The organism is Terrimonas alba, assembly GCF_042434975.1.
Lineage (GTDB): Bacteria > Bacteroidota > Bacteroidia > Chitinophagales > Chitinophagaceae > Terrimonas_B > Terrimonas_B alba.
The window spans coordinates 44,991-68,860 of record NZ_JBHMQM010000011.1; the positions used below are offsets into that span (position 1 = coordinate 44,991).

General features: G+C 41.3%; 19 protein-coding genes. 12 read left to right on the forward strand and 7 right to left on the reverse strand.

The annotated features are described in order from the left end of the window. Positions 1-37: 37 nt before the first annotated feature. The 3 genes from ACFEL9_RS25565 to rho all read right to left on the reverse strand — a co-directional run bounded on the left by ACFEL9_RS25565 (position 38) and on the right by rho (position 3,384). Positions 38-1,312 carry a hypothetical protein gene (locus ACFEL9_RS25565; protein ID WP_385896091.1) on the reverse strand — a complete coding sequence of 425 codons (1,275 nt, stop codon included), beginning with the start codon at positions 1,310-1,312 and terminating at the stop codon, positions 38-40. A 144-nt stretch (positions 1,313-1,456) separates the two neighbouring features. Then, positions 1,457-1,714 carry a hypothetical protein gene (locus ACFEL9_RS25570; RefSeq protein WP_385896094.1) on the reverse strand — a complete coding sequence of 86 codons (258 nt, stop codon included), beginning with the start codon at positions 1,712-1,714 and terminating at the stop codon, positions 1,457-1,459. 23 nt (positions 1,715-1,737) lie between these two features. Further along, positions 1,738-3,384, reverse strand: coding sequence for a transcription termination factor Rho (gene rho, locus ACFEL9_RS25575; protein ID WP_385896096.1), 1,647 nt, complete (start codon positions 3,382-3,384; stop codon positions 1,738-1,740). Positions 3,385-3,743: 359 nt separating this feature from the next. Between rho and asnS the strand changes: the two genes are divergently transcribed. Then, a complete protein-coding gene (asnS, locus tag ACFEL9_RS25580) occupies positions 3,744-5,183 on the forward strand; it encodes an asparagine--tRNA ligase (protein WP_385896097.1) in 1,440 nt (479 codons plus the stop codon). 124 nt (positions 5,184-5,307) lie between these two features. Here asnS and ACFEL9_RS25585 read toward each other — a convergent pair whose 3' ends face one another. After that, positions 5,308-6,135: a universal stress protein gene (locus tag ACFEL9_RS25585; protein WP_385896100.1), complete on the reverse strand. Its 828-nt coding sequence runs from the start codon at positions 6,133-6,135 to the stop codon at positions 5,308-5,310. Between the two features lie 161 nt (positions 6,136-6,296). Between ACFEL9_RS25585 and ACFEL9_RS25590 the strand changes: the two genes are divergently transcribed. The 4 genes from ACFEL9_RS25590 (at position 6,297) to ACFEL9_RS25605 (ending at position 10,209) form a co-directional block, all read left to right on the forward strand. After that, positions 6,297-6,839 (forward strand): ExbD/TolR family protein, encoded by a 543-nt coding sequence (locus tag ACFEL9_RS25590; RefSeq protein ID WP_385896103.1) that lies wholly within the window; start codon positions 6,297-6,299, stop codon positions 6,837-6,839. 249 nt (positions 6,840-7,088) lie between these two features. Further along, positions 7,089-7,571 (forward strand): nuclear transport factor 2 family protein, encoded by a 483-nt coding sequence (locus ACFEL9_RS25595; protein ID WP_385896106.1) that lies wholly within the window; start codon positions 7,089-7,091, stop codon positions 7,569-7,571. Between the two features lie 52 nt (positions 7,572-7,623). Beyond that, positions 7,624-7,950 (forward strand): PadR family transcriptional regulator, encoded by a 327-nt coding sequence (locus tag ACFEL9_RS25600; protein WP_276504169.1) that lies wholly within the window; start codon positions 7,624-7,626, stop codon positions 7,948-7,950. 45 nt (positions 7,951-7,995) lie between these two features. Next, positions 7,996-10,209 carry a PspC domain-containing protein gene (locus ACFEL9_RS25605; RefSeq protein ID WP_385896110.1) on the forward strand — a complete coding sequence of 738 codons (2,214 nt, stop codon included), beginning with the start codon at positions 7,996-7,998 and terminating at the stop codon, positions 10,207-10,209. Between the two features lie 176 nt (positions 10,210-10,385). Here ACFEL9_RS25605 and ACFEL9_RS25610 read toward each other — a convergent pair whose 3' ends face one another. Continuing rightward, on the reverse strand, positions 10,386-11,333 hold the full coding sequence (locus tag ACFEL9_RS25610) for a M48 family metalloprotease (protein ID WP_385896113.1): 948 nt from the start codon (positions 11,331-11,333) through the stop codon (positions 10,386-10,388). A 95-nt stretch (positions 11,334-11,428) separates the two neighbouring features. Then, a complete protein-coding gene (locus ACFEL9_RS25615) occupies positions 11,429-12,514 on the reverse strand; it encodes a mechanosensitive ion channel family protein (protein WP_385896116.1) in 1,086 nt (361 codons plus the stop codon). Between the two features lie 94 nt (positions 12,515-12,608). Here ACFEL9_RS25615 and ACFEL9_RS25620 point away from each other — a divergent pair, with 94 nt between their 5' ends. The 5 genes from ACFEL9_RS25620 (at position 12,609) to ACFEL9_RS25640 (ending at position 19,837) form a co-directional block, all read left to right on the forward strand. After that, complete coding sequence (locus tag ACFEL9_RS25620) at positions 12,609-13,346, forward strand: class I SAM-dependent methyltransferase (RefSeq protein WP_385896117.1); 738 nt, start codon at positions 12,609-12,611, stop codon at positions 13,344-13,346. Then, a complete protein-coding gene (gene gcvT, locus ACFEL9_RS25625; RefSeq protein WP_385896119.1) occupies positions 13,280-14,473 on the forward strand; it encodes a glycine cleavage system aminomethyltransferase GcvT in 1,194 nt (397 codons plus the stop codon). The genes ACFEL9_RS25620 and gcvT overlap by 67 nt, the downstream gene beginning before the upstream one ends. Positions 14,474-14,591: 118 nt before the next feature. After that, positions 14,592-15,068 (forward strand): SRPBCC family protein, encoded by a 477-nt coding sequence (locus ACFEL9_RS25630; protein ID WP_385896122.1) that lies wholly within the window; start codon positions 14,592-14,594, stop codon positions 15,066-15,068. Between the two features lie 35 nt (positions 15,069-15,103). Continuing rightward, complete coding sequence (locus ACFEL9_RS25635; protein WP_385896124.1) at positions 15,104-15,841, forward strand: 2-phosphosulfolactate phosphatase; 738 nt, start codon at positions 15,104-15,106, stop codon at positions 15,839-15,841. Between the two features lie 231 nt (positions 15,842-16,072). Further along, positions 16,073-19,837 (forward strand): DEAD/DEAH box helicase, encoded by a 3,765-nt coding sequence (locus tag ACFEL9_RS25640; RefSeq protein WP_385896127.1) that lies wholly within the window; start codon positions 16,073-16,075, stop codon positions 19,835-19,837. A gap of 87 nt (positions 19,838-19,924) precedes the next feature. Here the strand turns inward: ACFEL9_RS25640 and ACFEL9_RS25645 are convergent, their stop codons facing one another. Continuing rightward, entirely contained in the window at positions 19,925-20,080 is a 156-nt protein-coding gene (locus ACFEL9_RS25645) for a hypothetical protein (RefSeq protein WP_276504177.1), read from the reverse strand. Between the two features lie 111 nt (positions 20,081-20,191). Here ACFEL9_RS25645 and ACFEL9_RS25650 point away from each other — a divergent pair, with 111 nt between their 5' ends. Beyond that, positions 20,192-20,779 carry a hypothetical protein gene (locus ACFEL9_RS25650; protein WP_385896129.1) on the forward strand — a complete coding sequence of 196 codons (588 nt, stop codon included), beginning with the start codon at positions 20,192-20,194 and terminating at the stop codon, positions 20,777-20,779. Between the two features lie 249 nt (positions 20,780-21,028). Further along, the gene (locus tag ACFEL9_RS25655) at positions 21,029-23,845 is read left to right on the forward strand and encodes an outer membrane beta-barrel protein (RefSeq protein ID WP_385896132.1); all 2,817 of its coding nucleotides are present in this window, start codon (positions 21,029-21,031) and stop codon (positions 23,843-23,845) included. The last annotated feature ends 25 nt before the right edge of the window (positions 23,846-23,870 follow it).

The following is a 23,870-nucleotide window of genomic DNA, read 5'->3' on the forward strand; positions in this document are numbered from 1 at the left end:
AAATCAAGGCCGGATGAAACCTAAAGATCTTATGGATTTACTTTTTTCTCCGGAATACAACGGCAGCATTTTGCCGCAGGTCGGCACTAAAGCGAACCTGGTAAATGTCCTCTCCGTCATATACTACCAATAGTCCGGTGTTTGGCGGATATTTTCCGAGGTTCTCAGCATACAAAACAAGGTTTACTTCGTTGTTGCCCGGTGCAATGTGAATAGTCTTTTTTATTGCAGTAGCTTTTAGTCCTTGTTTGGCGAGAATAATCTCACCATTCAATAAAATGCTAACAGTGTCTCCATCTATTTCGCCGTTATCATAAAGTCTTAACTCAAGACTGTCAGATTTGAATTCAACTACTTGTGGCGCAACCGTCTTTCTTTCTGCTACAAAAGCAGCCGCTGTAGGTATTTTTATTTCGGGCTTTTGAATATCAGTACTAATGATTTTCCTGTCTGATTCAGACCTTGTAATCGCTGTAGCATTTCTTTCTTTTGGTTCTTCAACTGTTGTTTGCGGCAATGCTTTTATTTCTTCCTTTTTGATCGCCAGTTCCCGCTTGCTTACCGAAGGTTGTTGCAGGGTGTTGTCAAAATTCTTTCTTTCTTCGGTTTGTACCTTATTGGCAGGCAAATCGGTTTTTCTCAATTCAGCAGATGCCACTACTTCTTCTTCCTGCTTTGCAGGTTCTTCAATCTTCTTTTCAGGTTTAAGTGTTTCGGCCTTTGCTACAGTTACTTCTTTTTTTACTGGCTGAGAGATAGTTGAAGGTGTTGATGTTGGTTGAGTCGATTTTTTTGAGGACGTGTAAAACGGTACTTCGTCGGCTACCTTTAATTCCTCGAGGTGCGGGAAGATTTTTGATTTTTCATAATTGGGTTCCTCTTTCAGCTCAACCCTGCCGGTGATAGAGTAAAACTTTTTGGTTTGATTTGTTTTCCAGTCGCCCTGCAGGTGCCAGGTGCTATCCTGTTTATTCATTCGGAAAATACTGGTCATTTTTACTCCTTTGTCAAGCTTGCCTCGAAAATTATAGGAAATGATTTCATCGTCTTTTACTTCGCACACATCACCATTGATAGTTCCTTTTACTCTTTTTAAAACATAGTAAAGCGTATCATTTACGATAAAACTACTGCGGGAATATCCGTATACTTTTTGCCTGTACTCGGTGAGTGCGATTTCGAACGATTGATCCTTGCGAACAGTGACACTGTCATTGCTTAATGAACCTACCCATAGGCCCGTCAGGCTTTTTTGTGCATGAAATACCAGCGGTAAAAGCAGGAAGAGCGGCAGCAGTTTTAGTGTTTTCATCAGAATCGGTGTGCCAAACAGGCTTAGTTAAGGGATATTGTTTTTCAGCATAACTATAACGAAAACAAGTTGGTCAGATTGTGTAGCACCGGGCATAAAAAAAGCCTCTCTGGAAGAAGCTTTTTAAGAAAATATGATTATTCATCAATCCTTTTTCACATCCACTTTTACATCTTTGCTCTTTACCGATGTGCCCGAGTCTCCGACTTTGATCTCAGTGCCACTTTTCGTTTTCACTTCGGCGCCACCAGGTCCTATCGATACTTCTGTTTTCTTTGGCTCTTCTTTCTTTACCTCGGTCTTTTCTTCAGTAGTGTTTGTCTTTTCCTTTTTTTCATCATTACAGGAAAACAGGATTAGCAAAGAAGCAGCAATAAAAAAATTTACAAAACTTGTTTTCATATCAAGACGTATTAGATGAAAAATTAGCGATTCATTGATGCAAGGAACTCTTCGTTGTTCTTGGTTCCCTTCATCCTGTTTTGTAACTCACGCATCGCTTCTTCCACGTTCATATCCGCTAAGAAAACACGAAGCAAATTCATACGCTGTAATACATCTCTTTCTAATAACAGATCGTCCCGGCGTGTAGAAGATGCCGTCAGGTCAATAGCAGGATAGATACGTTTGTTGGATAATCGACGCTCCAATTGCAGTTCCATATTGCCGGTACCTTTAAACTCTTCAAAGATCACCTCGTCCATTTTGCTACCAGTATCAACAAGAGCGGTTGCAATGATAGTTAAGGAGCCACCATTCTCTATTTTACGGGCCGCTCCAAAAAATTGTTTTGGTTTTTGCATAGCGTTAGCTTCCACACCACCGGATAATACTTTACCACTTGACGGTGCAACGGTATTGTGTGCACGGGCAAGACGGGTAATAGAATCAAGCAGGATCACTACATCATGGCCGCACTCTACCAGGCGTTTTGCTTTTTGCAAAGCGATGGTTGAAACTTTAACGTGTTTCTCTGCAGGTTCATCAAATGTTGAGGCAATTACTTCTGCCTTTACACTCCGCTCCATATCGGTTACCTCCTCAGGCCGCTCATCTACCAGCACTACCATCAGGTAACATTCCGGATGGTTTTCTGCAATAGCATTCGCAACAGCTTTCAACAGCATTGTTTTACCCGTTTTTGGCTGTGCTACGATCAATCCACGCTGGCCTTTACCAATTGGAGTGAAGAGATCCATGATGCGTGTAGAATAATCGGAAGGAGAAGTAAACAAATTCAATTTCTCAAACGGAAATAGCGGTGTCAGGTAATCGAAGGGTACACGGTCACGAACCTCATCAGGACCCTTGCCATTAATGGTGTCAACTTTTAATAACGCAAAATATTTTTCACCTTCTTTGGGTGGACGAACAGCGCCATGCACGGTATCACCCGTCTTTAATCCAAAAAGTTTTATTTGCGAAGGAGAAACATATACATCATCAGGTGAAGAAAGATAATTGTAGTCTGATGAGCGAAGGAAGCCATAGCCGTCCGGCATCATCTCCAGCACGCCTTCGGAAAGAATAACGCCATCAAATTCGATATTGAAATTTTGTTCTCTTCTATGATGCTGATGGTGTTTGTTAGGGATTGATGGAACTTCAGGTTGAGCGACGGGAGCTGCATTGGCAGCTGCCAGTGCTTCATCTGCCTGTTGAAAAGCGGCTTCTTCAACAGAAGTTTCCCGGACTTCTTCGGGGAACAGTGTTTCCTCCTCTTTTTCTTCTGTTTTCTTACGTCCTTTCTTCGCAACAGCCTTTTCATCTTTACGGGCGGGATGAGAAGACTTTTTTATAATTTTTTTCTCGCTGGTAATAGGAGGTGCTGAGGCGTCTTCTATTACCGCTTCCTCTGTTGTATTTGCTGTCGAAGCCTTTATTATCCGTTTCCTTTTACCTTTTTCTTCTGTTACGCCTCCTGTTTTAGAGCCGGCAATAGCCTGGTTATCGAGGATTTTATAAATGAGTCCTTGTTTATCTAATTTTTTTGCATTGGGGATGTTGAGCTGCTCAGCAATATCCAGCAGTTCAGGAACGAGCATATCGTTCAATTGCAGAATGTCATACATACAAAAATCTTGAAGTTTAATAGAGTGATTAAATCACTAAGTCTGAAAAATTTGAAAAAGTTGAGTTTTACTTGAACGGATAGGTAGGTTTCTGATGAGCCAATAAACAGGAGAACAAATTACTTATCAGCCTCTTTCCACTGCAATAATACAGTTGTTTTTCGTAAAAACAAAAATTTTGGCCTGGCGATTCCAGGGCGTAACTAATTTTTTTACACTTGATTTAGATGAATATTTTGAAGGAATGACCTGCTTTTTAAGTGATTACAGAAAAAGAGGTTGAGTAATGGCTAAACTACAGAACCCGTCTGAATACTGCCTTTCATGTTTTACCTTTGCCAACTCTAAAAAAAGATGCTATGTTCAATCAAAGGGTTAAAATCAAGGAACTGCTGTTGCAGGAGCCAACAGGACAAGAAGTAACGGTAATGGGATGGGTTCGTACGTTTCGTAATAACCAATTCATAGCATTGAATGACGGCTCAACAAATACAAACCTCCAGGTGGTAGTTGAGCTGGGTAAGTTTGATGATGAAACATTGAAGCGAATAACTACATCGGCGGCTATAAAGGTAACCGGAAGTGTTGCACCTTCATTGGGCAAGGGTCAAAAGCTGGAGTTGAAGGCCAGCGCAATGACAATACTTGGCGATAGTGATGCTGAAAAATATCCTTTGCAACCCAAAAAGCATTCATTGGAGTTTTTACGTGAAATAGCCCATCTGCGTTTTCGTACCAATACATTTGGATCTGTATTTCGCGTCCGGCATTCTTTGGCCTTTGCTGTTCATAAGTTTTTTAACGACAAGGGTTTTGTGTATATGCATACGCCTATCATTACCGCCAGTGATGCTGAAGGTGCTGGTGAAATGTTTCGGGTAACGACACTACCTCCCGATAATGCCCCCCGTGATGAAAAAGGAAATATTGATTATAAAGAAGATTTTTTTGGCCGGTCAACTAACCTAACGGTAAGCGGACAGCTGGAAGGTGAATTAGGGGCAACGGCTTTTGGTGATATTTATACATTCGGTCCTACTTTTAGAGCAGAGAATTCAAACACTGCACGTCACCTGGCTGAGTTCTGGATGATAGAGCCTGAAATGGCTTTTTGTGATTTGGAAGATAACGCCAACCTTGCTGAGGAGTTTATCAAATATTTGATTCAGTATGCAATGGACAACAACCGGGAAGACCTCGATTTCCTGGCGCAGCGACTGGCTGATGAAGAAAAGCAATTGCCACAGGATAAGAGAAGTGAAATGGGCCTGATTGAGAAGCTGGAGTTTGTTCTTAAAAATGATTTTGAAAGACTGACATATACTGAAGCGATTGAAATTTTAAGAGAAAGTAATTATAACAAGAAAAAGAAATTTCAATATCCCATTACAGACTGGGGCATGGATCTGCAAAGCGAACATGAAAGATACCTGGTAGAAAAACATTTCAAAAGGCCAGTTATTCTTACCAACTATCCCGCAGCTATCAAATCATTTTACATGCGGCAAAATGATGATGGTAAAACCGTGGCAGCAATGGATATCCTGGCACCAGGCATTGGAGAAATTGTAGGTGGCTCACAAAGAGAAGAGCGACTGGATAAATTGGAGGCGAGAATGAGAGAATTGAATATTCCTATCGACGAATTGTGGTGGTACTTAGATACCCGTCGTTTCGGAACCGTGCCACATGCCGGTTTTGGATTGGGCTTTGAAAGGATGGTGCAGTTTGTCACCGGTATGAGCAATATCCGCGACGTAATTGCATTTCCACGAACACCGAAGAGCGCAGAATTCTAAGTTAAGAGTTCAAAGAGAAAAAGGGAAGTTCTGGACACTGCAGCCAATTAACTTATTTATTTGAAAAGGAGATAAGGTGTGATAATTTCACTCTTTATCTCCTTTTCACTTTTTAATTTCTTACTTACTCATGGATGCACATCACTGGTATATGCGACTGAAACACCAGTTGCCGGGAAGAACTTTTCTTAAATAGCCCCTCCATCAGTTTATGCTTCTTGGGAATGGTAATGACCAGGTCAAGATTATTGGTTTCGGCAAATTCATTGATTCCATCTTCAATGTCTTTATGTTCCAGGTAATGGTATTGAGGTTTTAGATCCTGTAATGCTGTTTTAAGAAGAATCAGTTCGTGAGGCGTATCAGGACCGAAATGGCGGTTTTCGTAATCAACATTGAGTACATGCAGTTCAGCCTTGAATTCGTTTACAAAAGTTTTTATAACAGATGTAGGGGTTGTTTCTTTTACTTCACGAAAATCACAGGCCATACCTATTTTTTTTATACCTGTTCCGTACTCTTTGCCAGTAGGAATACAGATTACCGGCCAGGTAAGATGTTTGATAACTGATAAAGTATTGCTGCCAAATATAACCCGTTCAACAGCTGAATGACCCTGCGTGCCCATGATCACGCAAAAAGGTTGATTCTTATTGCAGCAATCTTCCAGTTCATCGGATAAATTTCCTAGTCTTGATTCTGTATCTATTTGAAGCTTACCCGAAGTAATATGTTCAAAATCCTTTTTTACCTGCGTCAGTTTAGCTTCTGCAGCATCTTTCATTTCATCCACTGACAATAGCATTAACGGAGTTTCACCAATCGCCAGGGGCAACTGGTAAGCATGGAATAAAAGAATATTTGCATCAATCGCCAGCGCCATATCCATCGCATAGTGAGTTGCATTGGTCGCCGTCGGCGAAAAATCCGTTGGAACTATTATTGTTTTCATTTGCCTGGTTTTTATAAACAATTTTAAAGAAAGTCCACAAAATTCATTTTATAAACACTCTTTTATAAAGATAACAATAACAATGCCCCACTAAGTACACAATCCTGTAAGGATATGGGTATGGAATTTTTTTCTATCAGGATCTCAATGAAAACTAACTTATGGCAGAAATAAATAGCACAACAAATGACAGGCGCAGGCCCGGCTTCCGCGCCAGGAAGCACACTCCAAAAACAGATATGACACCCATGGTAGACCTGGGTTTTTTATTGATCAGTTTTTTTGTAATCACTACAGAGTTAAGCAAACCGATGGTAACAAACCTTGCCATGCCGAAAGAAGGACCACCTGTTGATTTGGGAGAATCTGATGCACTGACTGTTTTGGTAAGTAAGAGCAACACTCTCTTCTATTATCACGGTGACTGGAACAAAGCTGCAGAAGCAAAAGCAATTCTGAAGACTGGGTTTTCACCAAATGCGGGAATCGGTGATGTGATTCGGCAAAAACAAAAATGGCTTGATGTGCATAATAAGCGGGATGGAAGAAAAGGCCTGATGCTGTTAATAAAGCCGGGGCCGGACGCCGATTACGGAAATGTTGTAGATATGATAGACCAGGCCCTGATTAATAATGTTGAAAAGTATGCTGTATTAAAATCACAGCCGGAAGAATCCCAATACTTGGCTAAAGAAGAATTTTGATCGGTTTTGGTCCCTCCTCTGATATCATCTTAAATAAGTTTAAGCGGACTTCTGTCCGCTTTTTTTACCGCTTATAAATCTCCCATTTAGTAGCCTTAAGGAAAGAGAAGGAAAATTGTCTTCAAAATCAATAGGTTATCCCGCGATAACGGCTCTGTTTATAAACCATTACCTGAAAATATTTGGTACTTTGTGTTGCATAGTACCAAATATCACCTTATCTTTGGTTTATCAAATTGAAAATTGATTATGAAACCTAAATCATTTACCCTTGTCCTTTTTCTTTTAGCTGCGATGGTGGTGGCTGGTCTTCGGACAAATGCCCAATCAGGCCAGCACACCGCCGGCAACCAGGAGCTCTATGAGGAAATTTCGGAGCAGGATAGCCTGTTGTTTAATGCCTTTAATAAAAGAGATATCGATCTGTTCAAGACAATGTTCACGGAGGATTTGGAATTTTATCATGATAAAGGCGGTCTTACCGGCTATGAACACACCATTAATTTTTTAAAAACAACTGCACAGTGCAATAACCAACTAAAAAGAGAATTGGTAAAAGGAAGTCTGGAGGTTTACCCAATTCCGGGTTATGGAGCAATGGAAATTGGCATGCACAGGTTTTGCCACCTGGAAAATGGAAAGCAGGATTGCGGGACTTTTAAGTTCGTTCATATTTGGCAAAAAAAAGATAACCAATGGAAGATAACCAGGGTTATCAGTTATGATCATTGAGAAAACTGACATTAAGTAAAACCGGAGAAGATCATTCTGAAAAAAGAAAGTTATGAATATCGAAAATACACAGAGCCAGATGCGGAAAGGGATTTTGGAGTTTTGTATTCTTTCCGTTATCCGCCGGGGCGAAGTTTACCCCAGTGATATCGTTGAAGAGATGAGGGGAGCCAATCTGCAAATACTGGAAGGGACCCTGTATCCTTTATTGACGAGATTGAAAAATGCTGAGATGCTTACCTACCGCTGGGTAGAAAGTAACTCCGGCCCTCCCCGCAAATATTTTTCGCTGACAGAAAAAGGAGAATCCTTTTACAAAGAACTGGAGCAAACCTGGATGGAACTATCGAATGGAGTAAATGCTTTGGCAAAAAAATAATACACATAGAAAACCACAACAACTTCAACCATAAATTTTTTGAAAATGAAAAAGATCATCAACATAAACCTGAGTGGCCGGGTGATACCTATTGAGGATTCGGCTTATGAAAAACTGCAGGCTTACATTGAAAGTCTTCGCCGGTATTTTTCTCATGAAGATGGTCGCGATGAGATCATCAATGATATCGAAAGCAGGATTGCTGAACTGATGAATGATAAAGTTCGTAAGGGCGCCGCCTGTGTTACCGATACAGATATCAATGAAATTATTGCTTCCATGGGGAGGCCGGAAGATTTTGATGCTGATACAACCGATACAGGTGAGGCTGCACAACAAGCACAGCAACAACAATACAGTTATTCCGAAACAAGAGCAAAAAAGAGATTGTACCGTGACAGCAGCGACAAATTCATCGGTGGTGTATGTAGTGGCCTGGCTGCCTACCTGAATGTCGATCCGGCTATCGTACGGATTTTGTTTGCCATCATTACCTTCGGTGGTTTTGGCTTAGGGTTTCTTGCCTACATCTTATTATGGATCGTATTGCCGGCAAAGGATATAGAGCATTTTGGTGGTAAAAGATTATACCGCAATCCCGATGATAAAATGATTGGTGGTGTTGCCGGTGGTTTGGCTGCTTACTTCAACATTAAATCATCAACCATACGTCTCATTTTCCTTGCGCCTCTTGCCTTGAGTATTTTCATCAGCATATTGGACGGCCTTTCCTGGCACAATGGATTTGATTTTTTTCCCAATATCATCTTTGGATCATTGAGTAGTACGTTGTTTCTTATTTATATAATACTGTGGATCGTCTTGCCAGAAGCAAACAGCCCATATGAAAAAATGGAAATGCGTGGTGAAAAAGTAGATGTAAATACCATTCGTCAAAATGTAAAAGAAGGAATGGGCAGCATGAAGGATAGAGTGAAAGGTTGGGGCGAAGAGGTAAAGGAATCAGCGCAAAACCTTGGCACAAGAGCAAAAGAGTTTGCTAACACAAGAGGGAGGGCATTTGCAGCTGAAGTAAACGAAACTGCCCGCCGGAGTGGAAGCGGATTGGGACATGCAATAGGTGTGTTGTTTAAGGTATTCTTTTTGTTCATCGCCGGAACCATTGCCTTTGGATTATTTGTTGCTCTAATGGCCTTGCTGTTTGGCGGTATTGCCTGGTGGCCTATCAACAATTTTTTGTGGACCAGTAGTTCGCAGCAATTATATGCCTGGGGCACATTGATTTTCTTCTTAGGTGTTCCGCTCATTGGTTTTATTACCTGGGTTATCCGCAGAATATTGAGAGTTCGTTCACGTAACAGTTATCTTGGCTGGACTTTCGCCGGATTGTGGGTCCTGGGTTGGATCTGTGTGATGTTGCTGGCTTCAAGTCTGACAAAAGATGTACGGGAATATGAACATGTAGATAATGCATTAAGTATTACACAGCCGCCGTCGGGCAGAATGGTTGTAACGGTTTCAGAACCTGAATTAGAGTATACAGGAAATTTTGGCTGGATCAATGACGAGGGTGAAGGTTGGGATCTTTCTTCCGATACGCTGAAATTGTCGTTTGTAAAGTTTGATATCGTCAAAAGTTATGACTCGCTTTACTATGTAACGGTAAAAAAATACAGCTCAGGCAGAACAGAAGGCGAAGCGAGAAACCGTGCCGAAAAAATTCAATACAACATTGTCTATCGTGACAGCGTATTAGATCTTGGTAATGGTTTTGCCATTGATAAAGCCAACAAGTACCGCGGGCAAAATGTAGAGATCGAAATAAAAATACCTGTAGGCAAAAAGATCATCTTTGATGAATCAATCGAACATAAACTAAACGAAGTTTCATTTAAGCGTAACAGGCGCAGGTGGCCACGCAATGGTTGGGATTATGAGTATGACAATATCAGGAGATGGAGAACAGGAGTTGAATTTACCATGGGAGCGGATGGCATTCTTACCAGCGACGCAAGCTCAATTAGATCGGACTCTTCAACACCTCCGGCAAAAGATGAGTATCGATATAAATATGACGATGGAAACAAAACGCAACCCGCCGATGATATCCAAAAGCAAATAGACGAAGAAAAACGTAGACAACAGGAGTCGGAAAAACGTATAAAAGATTTGGAAAAGCAGAAAACCGAAGGGCAAAAATCGAACACCGGTAATCCTGAAAGTATGGATGACCAGGATGCATATACATCTATATCATCCCCTTCACCTGTCTTTTCGCTGGTAAAAAGTTTTTTCTAAACTAGGTTGAAGTTGGCTCCGCGAAAGCGGAGAGACAAAGGGTTCCGGGAACGGGGCCCTTGTTTGTAACCTGAAGAAAGGCATAGCCGTCAAATAAGTTGATGTTGAATTCTGTCTTTACAGAATACACGAAGGACCTGTTCCCAGGTCCCTCTTTTTTTTTAAATATGGCTGATTTATTCGGGAACTTCAGCGACCGTCCAATTTCCCGTTCGCCGGTTCCATAAAATGCTGTAGTCCTTTCCATGCATGAGTTTGAAGGTGCGATAACCGTTGTAATATTTCAGGCGAAGCCAGCCATAATTATGAATTTCAAATTTGAAAACAAAGGCCTGCCCGGCGGGGATCTCTGCCTGTTGAAAATTTTTCCCATCATCGCTCAATAAAACCGTTTCTGCTTTATTGCTTTGAATGGTCAGGCTAATCCAGCTGGGATCATTTTCAGGAGTGGAAGTGCTACCAGGTGTTTCAGATCCGGGATTGGGATAAGTAGGTTGTGTCGGCGTAGGAGGTGCGGGTGTTGGATTTGCCGGAGGGCTAGTTGGCGCGGCGTTTCCTATGCCATTATTCCAACCTTTTGCAATAGCACTTACCCGGTCTTTCTTGGCGGGGTGTGAGACACTGGCCCTGTCTGAAGCTATAGCCTGCATGGCTGCTACGGACTGTTCTAACGTAGCGCCTAATTTTGCCAACACATAACCTGAAAAAGCATCCGCTTCAATCTCCCTGGGTGGCGTGCTGCCCTGGCTACTGACAACGTGATTATAATAATGATGTCCCATCTCGTGCGCCAAAACGCTGATGGAGGCCCACTTGGTAGAAGTGTAAGCATCAAGATCCTCTAAAAAGTCATTATCGTAGATGATCCACCTGGCCTGGTTAATGATCGTCGCGTAAGCATTCCTGATTCCGTTTTGCTCCCTGATGCTGAAGTTTTCCTGCCAGCTGATGGTTTGAAGCATGTTTTTAAGAATATCCCTTGCTTCATACACAGAAGAAAACCGGGAGGTAAGTAAGGATCGGGGAGGCACCTTAAAGCCGCAGCCGGTAACTTTTCGTTGAGCAATGGCAGTAAGCGACCCAACTGCAAGTGACAGGCATAGAAGTAAAAGTTTCACTTTCATAATGACAATGTTGGTTAATGGCAATGTCTTTTGTAGGGCAAACTTCATTCCATTTACCACAATGCCCGGGCAACGCCGGTTTTAATCGTAACACATCACTGCACAACGGAAGCCCAGTTTGATAAGGCCTTCTCTTCAGAATTTAGATAAAGCGTCTGGGTGGGATAGGCGAATTCAATTTTTTCTTGTTCAAAAACTTCAAATATTCTTAAACAGATAGCATGATGTGTGTCCATGTATAACAGGTAGTCCGCTGATTCTACAAAATATACTATTTCAAAATTGAGACTTGAATCGCCAAACGACTTAAAATGTGCCCGGTCGAAACTTGTATGTTCTTGCCCCGAAATTATCTCACGAATTAGTGTTGGAATATTTCTTAGTTGTGTAGCGGGCGTTGAGTAAACGACGCCAACAGAAAACACAACTCTTCTTCGCTGTAATCTTTTGTAATTATGAATTACTGATTTCACCATTTCAGCATTCGGCATCACCAGCTGCTGCCCATCAGGGCTGCGGACATGCGATGTCTTAATGCCAATTTTTTCCACGGTTCCGCTATTACCATTGGAAGTAATGAAATCCCCTATTTCAAAGGGCTTGTCAAAAAATATTACCAGATAGCTGAAAAGGTCGCCCAATATATTTTGTGCCGCCAGGGCTACTGCAATACCTCCTACCCCAAGTCCGGCTATAATAGTCGTAACATTATAACCCAGGTTGTCGATCAATAGAACGATACCGAAGACCCAGATAAGAGCCTTGACAACTAATAAAATTCCATTTAATTGTTTGGCTCTTTCCGGTGGTTCGTTTTTTTGTTTCATGTAAGCCAAAACAGCACCATGCAACAAAAAATTGATCAGTCGAATAGCAAACCATGTCGAAATAAATAACATGGCCACTGATAATATTTTTGCTACTCTGGTACTAAGGGTGAGCTGACTTATTATACTATAATTAATAGCGAGATATACATAGGGAATAACGAATTTTTCTGCGATTTTGATCAGCACATCATCAAAACTCGTTTCAGTTCTGGCTGTTAATTTTTTAAGCAAACGGATCAGGTATCCCTTTACCAATCGCAAGATCACCCATGTCAATAGGATGCTTCCTGCTGCGATGAGATAAGCTAAAACAGTATTACCCCAGTAAACCTGGTTTAAATAATCATTCATAGTATTTGCATTTATTTTTTTGGAAAGAAGCAGAAAGAAGGTGCCGCAAATTTACCTATTATTTAGTAGCTTATGTTTTAGAAGCAGACAAAAAATGAAAGACAACTTTTCAACACAATCTTCTTTGTATGCAAAGTATCGTCCGGCATATCCCCAGGAATTATATGACTTTATTTTCAGCCGGGTTCCTAACAAACAATCTGCATGGGATTGCGGAACAGGCAACGGACAGGCGGCAAAACAGTTAGCCCTATCATTTGAAATAGTTTTTGCTACTGACACCAGTCACAAGCAAATTGCAAATGCCATTCAGCTACCCAATATTTTTTACTCAGTTCAACCGGCGGAACAAACTAATTTCCCGGATAATTCATTTGACCTTATTACTGTTGCCCAAGCCCTGCACTGGTTTCGTTTTGATGATTTTTATAAAGAAGTGAGACGGGTAGGAAAAATAAATTCCGTCTTTGCTGCCTGGACATATTCGCTACTGAAGGTTACGAAAGAAATTGATGCGTTGATAGAGTATCATCATTATAAAACCCTTAATAGCTTTTGGGATGAAGAAAGGAAATATGTGGATGAAGAATATCGGAGCATTCCCTTTCCGTTTAATAAAATGAAGGCCCCGGATTTTAAAATTGAATATGAATGGACCATTGATGAGTTGGAAGGATATTTTAATACCTGGTCGGCCCTTCAAAAATTTATGGCTGCAAAAAATTATAACCCCGTCAATGAATTGATAGAAAAAATTAAACCACTTTGGAAAACGGAGAAAATGAAGATCGTCTTTCCTATACATTTACTGATTGGGCGGATAGAAAAATAAGTCAAAAGCTTCGCTTACATTTGCGGACCAATTTAACAATCATGAAGAATACTCCTTTTACAGATAAACATATTGCACTTGGCGCAAAGATGGCTGCATTTGCAGGCTATAATATGCCGATAAGTTATAGCGGGATAAATGATGAACATGCCGCTGTCCGGAAAAATGCCGGCGTATTTGACGTAAGTCATATGGGAGAGTTTATTTTAAAAGGAGAAGATGCACTCGACCTGATTCAACGGGTAACAAGTAATGATGCTTCCAAATTGAAAAACGGCCAGGCTCAATACAGTTGTCTTCCCAATGCTGAGGGTGGTATAGTAGATGACTTATTGGTGTATTGTATTGAAGAGAATAAGGTCTATATGCTGGTAGTAAATGCTTCTAATATTGATAAAGACTGGAAGTGGATCAGGCAGCACAATACAAAGAATGTAGAGATGCACAATATCTCTGATAAAACATGTTTACTGGCAATACAGGGTCCGAATGCCACAAAGATTCTTCAGCCGCTGACAGATATGGATATTCTGAATCTTAAATATTACACGTTTGTAAAAGGTGAATTTGCCGGCGTAAAAAATGTATTGATCAGTGCAACAGGTTATACCGGGGCTGGCGGTGTTGAAATATATTTTGAAGACAAAGATGATGATGCTGCAAAAATTTGGGATACCATTTTTAAAGCCGGTGAGGCGCAGGGAATAAAACCAGTTGGCCTGGGCGCCCGGGATACGCTTCGCCTGGAAATGGGTTTTTGTTTATACGGGAATGACATTGATGACAATACATCACCGCTCGAAGCCGGCCTGGGTTGGATTACTAAATTCTCAAAAGATTTTACTTCCAAAGAAATTTTTGAAAAGCAAAAAGCGGCTGGCGTTGAAAAAAAACTGGTAGGTTTTGAAATGATCGACAAAGGAATACCCCGCCAGGGTTATGAGATCAAAGATTATTCCGGTGCCGTCATCGGTGTGGTAACTTCAGGTACTCAATCCCCTTCATTGGGTAAAGCAATAGGAATGGGCTATGTCCGTACAGCTTACTCGCCGATCGATTCGGATATTTTCATTAAAGTAAGAGATAAACTACTACAGGCAAAAGTGGTAAAAATGCCATTTTCATAGCCTGGGTCAATTATGATCCGCCAAAGAAAGGTCGGGGATTGATTTTAAGCTTTCAAAATCAGGACAGGCTTGATTTTTGCAGACTCCGTTCTTCATAGTTAACCTCGTACTTTTAATTATGCCCACCATTCACCTGACAACCTTTATTGCTGCTCCTGTTGAAAGGGTTTTTGACCTTGCCCGGAGCGTTGATCTGCACAAACAAGCCATGAAAAAACATAACGAAGAAGCGGTAGCGGGGACCCGGTTTGGCTTGATCGAAAAGAATGAAACAGTGACCTGGAAGGCAAAACATTTTTTTAAAACAAGATTTTTACGCTCCGAAATAACGAAGATGGTAAAGCCGAAGTTATTTGTTGATGAACAGGTGGAAGGTGATTTTAAAATGTTGAAACATGAACACCATTTCAAACCTTGCGACAATGGCACCATCATGATCGACCTGGTGGAGTTTGAACCACCTTATGGCGGCGTTGGAAATTTGTTTAGTAAATTATACCTGACCCTCTATCTGAAAACCTTATTGGAAGATAAAAACAAAGTGCTGAAAGAGTTTGCCGAAAGTGATAAATGGAAAAGATTGTTGAACAAATAATATAAAAATCCGTCCTTTACTTTTTTAAATTTTGCATGACTACTAAACCATCCCTCTATACTTCTCTTTCTCCTTCTCTCTTAAACTTATATGATGTCAGTAACAGTGTCGTGGTGATCATAGATGTGCTGCGGGCCACTTCCACTATTGCTACTGCATTGTACAACGGCGCCAAATGCGTGATACCTGTTGACAGCGTATCGAGGTGCATTGAAATAGGCAAACAAATTGAAGGCATTACTGCCGGGGAGCGGGATGGACAAATTGCCGAAGGCCTGGAATATGGGAATTCTCCCTTTGAATATCCCCGTGAGTTCGTGGAAGGAAAGACATTGGTGCTCACTACTACCAATGGAACAAGGCTATTGCATATGGCTTTGGAAAAAGGCGCCAAAGAAATTATAACCGGCTCCTTCCCCAATCTTTCAGCCATATGTGATCACTTGCTTGAAAAAAAGCAAAATGTAATTCTTGGTTGTGCTGCCTGGAAAGACCGCGTCAATATTGAAGACATGCTTTTTGCCGGGGCAGTAATTGCCGCTATTGGCAAACATTTTTCAATCAATTGCGATTCATCGCACATCGCTGAAGCGATGTATGAAAAGGCTAAGAAGGATTTGTTTGAGTTTATGAAAAAGAACAACGCTTCGCATTATCATCGTCTCATGAATTTTGGTCTTGAAAAAGATATTCGCTACTGCCTTACTAATGATGGAGCAAATGTGTTGCCCGTATATGAAGAAGGAAAGTTGATCGTTAAACAACAGTCTTAACCGAGGGTCTGTTTACCGGGCCAAAAAACCGATAAAGATAATCCATTTTTGCGGTATAGATGCGGCTTAAAATTTATTTATAATTTCTCCTTTTTTATAAGGAAATCCGCCATCATTTCATTTAGATTTGCCGATTGCCCTTTTTTGTGAACGGGCAATATGCAATTGGCAATACGCAATTTAAAAACTCATGCTTTTGCCAATTGCAAATTGTCAATTGCAAATTGTACTATGGCTTTACCACATCTTCTCAAACATGTATATACTCATGGAACCGATGAAGTGATCCGTCGCGGGAAGAAAATCCATTCTCTCGGCTTTGTTGAGTTGGTTGAGTATGATGATCTTTTTAGCTCTGCTGTGTTCCGTGTAAAAGATGATAGCTACTCCACCTATTATAAAGTGAATGTTCAGCGATTCAAAGATCCAAAAGACCTTTCCCTTCGTTGTAGTTGTCCTTACAATATCGGTGATATCTGCCGGCACGAAACAGCGGCACTCTTCCAATTACAGGAAATGATAGACAGGGGCCAGTTGCAGGCTGATGGTGTAAAGTATGATCAGCGGCACACGGTGGCAAAAATGAAGACGATCGATCTCAAAACTTTACGGCTGCTTTCTTCGCAGGATATTTACCAGGAGGCAGAAACTTATTTGCAGACGCACAAAGCAACGATTGAAAGTGCCGACAATGAAGTAGTGAAAGCGTCTGTCAGGTTATATGGTAATACTTACCCGGTTATCATCCGGAAAAATGAAGAAAGAAATTTTGACACCAGTTGTGATTTTGATGATGAAGAACATTTATTGTGCCTGCCCAAAATAATCGTCTTTCTGCAGTTGTTTAAAAAACACGGGCCTAATTATTTTGACAGCATTCGTAATTGGGATAAGGATAAAAATAAATTGCTGGAGGCCTATGGTTATTCATTGAAAGACGATCTGAAAGGAAAGTTTGAGTTTGCGTATAAAGATGGCAAGCCTTTTTTACGTGTGCTGGACACAAGCATAAAAAGAGTGGCTCCGTTGGCTGCTCCCACAAGGCCGGTGATCATTCCTCAAAGAGAAAAGAAAGAAGTAGAAACTGCCGAAATTATACAGGAAGAAGCAGCTACACCCACACAAAAATTGGGCATTGTTTTCAACTTTAATAAAAAAGCATATCCCTATTTTACGATTGACGCAGTCATAGGCGAGCCCAACGAAACCAACGATGCGTTTGCCGGTCATGTTGAAAAGCCGGATATCACCCGCTACCTGGATACAGATAAAATGTCTGAAGAAGACCGGCAGCTACTGACGCTTGTCAGAAAATTGCAGGATACGGAGATCAATAAATACATCAGCCGCAATTCGCCTTTCTCCGGTATCTGGGAAAATATTATTCACCAGGAATCAGACGATCTGCCTGAAGAAACCAAAGAACTGATGGCGGAATATCTTTTTCCGCGGTTGAAGAAACTATGCGTTGAGCAGGCCGGTAATTCGTTGTTTTTTTTACTGCCAGCCGGCAAGCCTTTTAAAACGGCCAATCTTCAACCCCTGCAGTTGATCCAGGAAGAGGCCAAACCTTATTTCCAGGTTAAGAAAAATTCGCAGTATACCATTTTTTGCCGCATTAAATTAAAAGGCCTTGAACATGATCTCGGCGAAAATGAAAGCAATAGTCCCCTGTTGTTTTTATACAATCACCAGTTAAGCATCTGGAAGAATAACGAGGTTGTTCATTTGATCGATAAATTTTTGCCATCTGGAAAAAAATCGATTTCGCAGGATGAGTGGAGCAAAAGCCTGCAGGAATTTATATTGCCTTTGACAAAAGAATACCGGGTCGACTTTGATAAATCATTGGTACAGGAAGTAAAAGATGGTGAACCGGAAGTAAAACTATTTTTAATTGAGAAAGGGGACTATCTCGTTTTTCAGCCTTCTTTTTCCTATAAAGGCTATGAGACAAAAGCGAGAGACAGGGATGAAATTGTCGTGCCACAAGCCGATAAAGTGACGATCGTTCATCGTGACAGGGAAGCCGAAGCTGCATTTATCGCCAAATTGCAAAACCTGCATTCCAATTTTATTGTAAACGAAGAGAACGGCTCTTTGGCATTGAAAGGAACCGATGTATTAAAAAATAACTGGTTTTTCCTTTTCGTGGATGCGATGAAGGAGATGAAAACGCCGGTATTTGGTTTTGAGGCGTTGAAAAATTTTCGGTTCAATACATCCAAACCGCAAACAAAAATTTTTATCAGCAGCAATACCGATTGGTTTGATGCCAAGGTAGATATCGTGTTTGGTGATCAGCGTGTCACTGTTGCCGAAGTAAAAAGGGCTTTGGCGAATAAGCAGCAATTTGTTCAGCTTAATGATGGCACCCTGGGTATCCTGCCCGACGAATGGCTCAAAAAATATTCACTGCTGTTTCGGGTGGGCGAAGGAAATTCAAATAATCTCAAGCTGTCCCGTTACCACCTGAGTGTGGTGGATGAATTGTATGAAGAAAGGGATGAAGAAGAGTTGATCGTAAAACTGGAGGAGAAATATGAGAATCTAAGACAGTTCAACGCTATCAAAGAGATCGATCCTCCTTCTACGCTAAAAGCTATATTACGGCCTTACCAGGTGGCGGGCTATCAGTGGCTCAACTATCTTACTGAAATAAAATGGGGTGGCATCCTGGCCGATGATATGGGTTTGGGTAAAACCGTTCAGGCTCTGTCGTTCATGGATCATTATCGCAATGAACATGGCAGCCTAAAAGCATTGGTGGTTTGCCCTACTACACTTATTTATAACTGGGAAAACGAGATAAAGAAATTCACCCCGGAACTTACCTATCGGATTCATCATGGTCCGGCAAGAACAAGATCGAAAGAAGAGATTATTGATCATGATGTTACGATCACGACTTACGGCACATTACGCAGCGATATAAAACTATTGTTAAGCGTAAACTTCGACTACGTGGTGCTCGATGAAAGCCAGGCAATTAAAAACCCGGCCAGTAAAGTAACAAAGGCAGCCTGCCTGCTCAATGCGAAACATCGTCTTTGTATGAGTGGTACGCCGCTTCAGAATAATACGTTTGATGTATTTGCACAAATGCATTTTCTAAATCCCGGCATGCTGGGTACCATGGAATTTTTCCGCCAGGAATTTGCTATACCCATTGACAAATTTGGCGAACAGGACAGGAAGGAGCACCTGAAAAAAATATTATATCCCTTTATTCTTCGCAGAACCAAAGAGCAGGTGGCGAAAGATCTACCGGAAAAACAAGAGATGATTCTTTGGTGTGAAATGGAAGATGAGCAACGTAAGATTTATGACGCTTATCGCAATGAGTTTCGTGATAAGATTCTCGGCACCATCCAGGAGCAGGGAATACAACGTTCACAGCTTACCATTTTACAGGGCTTAATGAAACTTCGGCAGATCTGTGATTCACCGGCAATATTAAATGAAGAGGAGAAGTTTGAAAACCATTCCATCAAACTGGATGAGCTGGCAAGAGAGATCACAGAAAATATAAGTAATCACAAGGCCCTGGTATTTTCCCAGTTTCTTGGCATGCTGGCATTGATAAAGGCCAAGCTGGATGAGTTGGGTGTAAAATATGAATATTTTGATGGCAGCACTTCTGCCCAGGACCGGGAGAAGGCTATTCAAAGTTTCCAAAATGATGATTCTGTAAGAGTGTTTCTAATATCGCTGAAAGCCGGCGGTGTCGGTCTTAATTTAACGGCAGCAGACTATGTCTATATCGTTGATCCCTGGTGGAACCCCGCCGTAGAGCAACAGGCGATTGACCGTACACATCGTATTGGACAAACCAAAAATATTTTTGCTTACCGCATGATTTGCCGTGACACCATCGAAGATAAAATACTGCAACTGCAGGACAAGAAAAGAGCATTGGCCAAAGATCTTATTGCTGATGACTCATCATTTGTGAAGAGCTTGTCAAGAGAAGATGTGGAATACCTGTTTAGCTAAATCAAACGTTGATCAACTATCAATAAAAAAATCCCTTCGTTTTTTGACGAGGGGATTTCAGTATAATCATGGGTTAGTAGAGAATTGTTACTTCCTCCTCACGGTGCCGGCAGCCGGTGATGAGCCTGATATAAAAACGGCCAATACAGACTTTACCAGTCGCAATAAATTAAATGAAGGCTTGTAGTAATTGCGATAGATTTTCGCTTCTTCGTGAGAGTGAGCTATGTGTTTATTTTTCATATTGGATTTGTTTAATACCCTTGATAACGAAAAAAGTGATCCTAAAGTATATAATAATTCCTGATTTTAATAATATTTGTACCTCTTATTAACCCATTTAATCCATTACTCGTGAAAAAAACTGTAAAACCACTACTGTTTACACTCATTGCTATTGCTTTTACTTTCCATTCCCACTCCCAGTTACGGCTTCCGCTCAACAATGCATTGGCTTCGGATATCCGGAAAGTGATCCGTGAATACCCGCACCAGTTCACCAGCCTTCAAGGTCCGGTTGTAGAAGAAAATCCGCAGACTACCAGTTATGACTGTACGTTTAAGGTGGCCGGAGCAGAAAGTTCTTCCATCACCAAATATTCATCTAATAACCGCAAGGTTTACAGTTGGCAGGCCCTGATGCTGACAACAGATGATTTTGAGACAGCCAGTAAAAAATTCAAGGCGCTGTACCACCAGTTCAATCAATTGGGGGTAAAAATGGACTATGGCGAAACATTTTACCTCGGCGGAAAATATGAACCGGCGGTAGAAGAAAAAAAGTTTAACAGTGTCATTCTCCGCTTTGAAAATCCTGACCGCAACACCCATAGAATGAAACTCGAAATCTCCATGCAATATGAATTGCTGGAATGGAAAGTGAGGGTTCTTATCTATGAACATGAAAGGGATGACGATGAACAGGGAGATATAGAAGATTAAAGATTAAGGCCCCCTCTAAATCTCTCCGCCGCGGCGGAAGACTTGCAAAGCACAGCCCTGGCTTGCTGTAATGGACAAGGATGCCTTGTTCAAGATTTTCGCAAACCAAGGGCTGTGCATGGATGGCCTCCTCTATGGGAGGAGGTCGGGAGGAGGCTATTAACCTTCTTTAACATTAATCCAAACCAAATTAACCCGCATTCTTTCTTGCCGGGAATATTTTCGTAGCCGTTATTAAATCTTCGGCTAATGAGACAATTTTACTTTCTGCTTCTGTTGGTTTTTATCAACGCTATAATGGCAAATGCACAAAAAAATGGTTCTGTAAAAGGTGTGGCCTACGATACCATCACCGCAAAACCGCTAAGCGATGCAACCATCACGGTGCTGGTAAAAAAAGACTCTTCGCTACTCACTTTTGGTATGACAGACAATGCAGGCCGTTTTTACCTCGACAATATTCCGGCAGGAGAGTATCGTCTGCTGATCACTCATGTGGGCTATCACAATACCAATAAAAATTTTAGTGTTACTGAAGAAAATAAAAATATAGACCTGGGCAACGTGGTGATGAATGATAAAACAAAAGTGCTGGAAGAAGTGGTTGTCACCAATGAAGCTCCACCCGTAACGCTGATAGGCGACACCGTCCAATACAACGCCGGATCTTTTAAAACACAACCCAATGCCAGCGTAGAACAATTGTTAAAAAAATTTCCCGGCGTGCAGGTACAAAAAGATGGAACCGTGAAAGCACAGGGTCAAACGGTGAGTAAAATATTGGTGGATGGGAAAGAATTTTTTGGCAATGATCCCAAGATGGCGACCAAAAATTTACCGGCCGATGCTGTAGATAAGGTACAGGTTTACGATAAGATGAGCGACCAGGCCCAACTTACAGGCTTTGATGATGGCAACAGCGAGAAAACCATCAACCTGAAACTGAAAAAAGATAAAAAGAAAGGGGCTTTTGGAAAGATCATGAGCGGCGGCGGCACCGATGAGCGATTTGAAGGCAGGTTTAATATAAACTCATTCAAAGGAGCCCGTCAAATGTCGGCTATTGGTATGGCCAACAATACCAATACGGAAGGGTTCTCGTTCATGGATATGATGAATTTCACTGGTGAATTGAACCGCATGATGCGGGGTGGTAACGGCAATGTTAACATTAATATCACCGCCGATGATCCAAATGCAGCCCTCCTGGGTGGCAATAATAATGGTATTCGAACTATTTGGGGTGGCGGATTGAACTACAACAATATCATTGGTAATAAGATCGATTTTACCAGCAATTATTTTTACAACCATTACAATCCGAAGAAGGAATCGCAGGTACAACGGCAATATATCCTGCCCGACTCTTCCTATTTCTATAATCAAAATTCCCGTAGTGAAAATATCAACAACAGTCATCGCCTGAACCTGGGCATCGATTATGTGATCGACTCTTTTCATTCACTGAAAATCTCTCCCTCATTGGGTTATCAACAAACAAAAAATAATTCTCTCACTGACTATCGTCAATTAGGAGCAGATGGGAAGCTAAGTAATAATGGCTACAGCCATTCGATAACGAATAGTACGGGTTATAATTTCAGGAACGATCTCCTGTTTCGGAAAAAATTCCGCAAAAGAGGCCGGACATTTTCACTTAGTCTTCAATCAACATTAAATAGCACGGAAGGCGATGGAACCCTGGAAACCGTCAATGAATTTTTCGTCCGGGGTAATGGAGCCAGTCGTATCGATTCTATTGATCAGCTTATAACAAATCAAAGTGATTTAACTGGCTATACCGCAAGAGCAGTATATACCGAGCCCATCTTTAAACGTTCGCTGTTGGAATTCAGTGCCGGTAAAAGCCAGAATAAGAGCACGGCTGAAAAGATCACTTACGACTACAATAGAGGCAATGGAAAATACGACCAGGTAAATGATTCGCTGACGAATGATTTTGAAAACACTTATGGCTTTACCAATGCCGGTCTCCGGCTTCGTACACAAAAAAAGAAATATAATTATGCAATAGGTGTTAGCTGGCAACGTGCCGAATTGCAAGGAAAGATCATCACTGGTATCAAAGACTCGGTCATTTCAAAAAGCTTTATCAACCTGTTGCCAACTGCCAGATTTCAATACAATTTTACCCGCTTTAAAAACCTGGTGGTTAATTATCGCTCCTATACCAATCAACCTACGGTTTCTCAATTACAACCCGTACCTGATATCAGCAATGCATTAAATATCCAGGAAGGCAACCCCGATCTGAAACAGGAATTTATTCATAATGTACAGATCAATTACATGGGTGTGAATCCTTTTAAAAATAAAAACCTCTTTGCCTTTTTCAATCTTAGCCGAACCGACAATAAAATTGTAAACGCGGATACGTTGTACAGTTCAGGCATCAAAAAAACGAGACCGGTAAATGTGGATGGTGTATATAATTTATCCGGTGATATTAACCTGGGCCTGCCTGCCCGTTTTCTAAAAGGCACATTTAGGATCGGCAGTAGTGTGGGTTACAACAGGGGGCGCCAGTTTATCAATAGCATTGGCAATACTATCAATACGTTTAGTGCCGGGCCTCGTTTGGGTCTTGATATGAGCCCGACCGAGAAAGTCGATCTTTCAATTTCAGCCGGGATGACTTACAATAAGACAAACTATTCCCTGCAACCCATTTTCAATACAAGCTATTTCTCACAGGTATATGAAACCGAGTTTAACTGGCAACTGCCGGCTGGGTTCTATTTTAGCACCGATTTCAGCTATACGGTCAATAACCAGCTAAACGATGGCTTCAATGCAAGAGTGCCGCTTTGGAACGTTTCGATCAGCAAACAAATGCTAAAGTTCAACCGCGGTGAGCTAAAGTTGCGGGTCAATGATTTGCTGAACCGGAATGTAGGAGTAAGCAGAACCAGCAACCAGAACTATATTGAGGATTCGAGAGTAAATACTTTGCGTCGCTATGCATTGCTAACATTTACTTATAACCTGACAAAGACAGGGTTGGGTGCTAGCAATGGCCGGGACGTAAGAATCATTGCCCGGTAAAATAATGGTATGCATTTAACAAAAA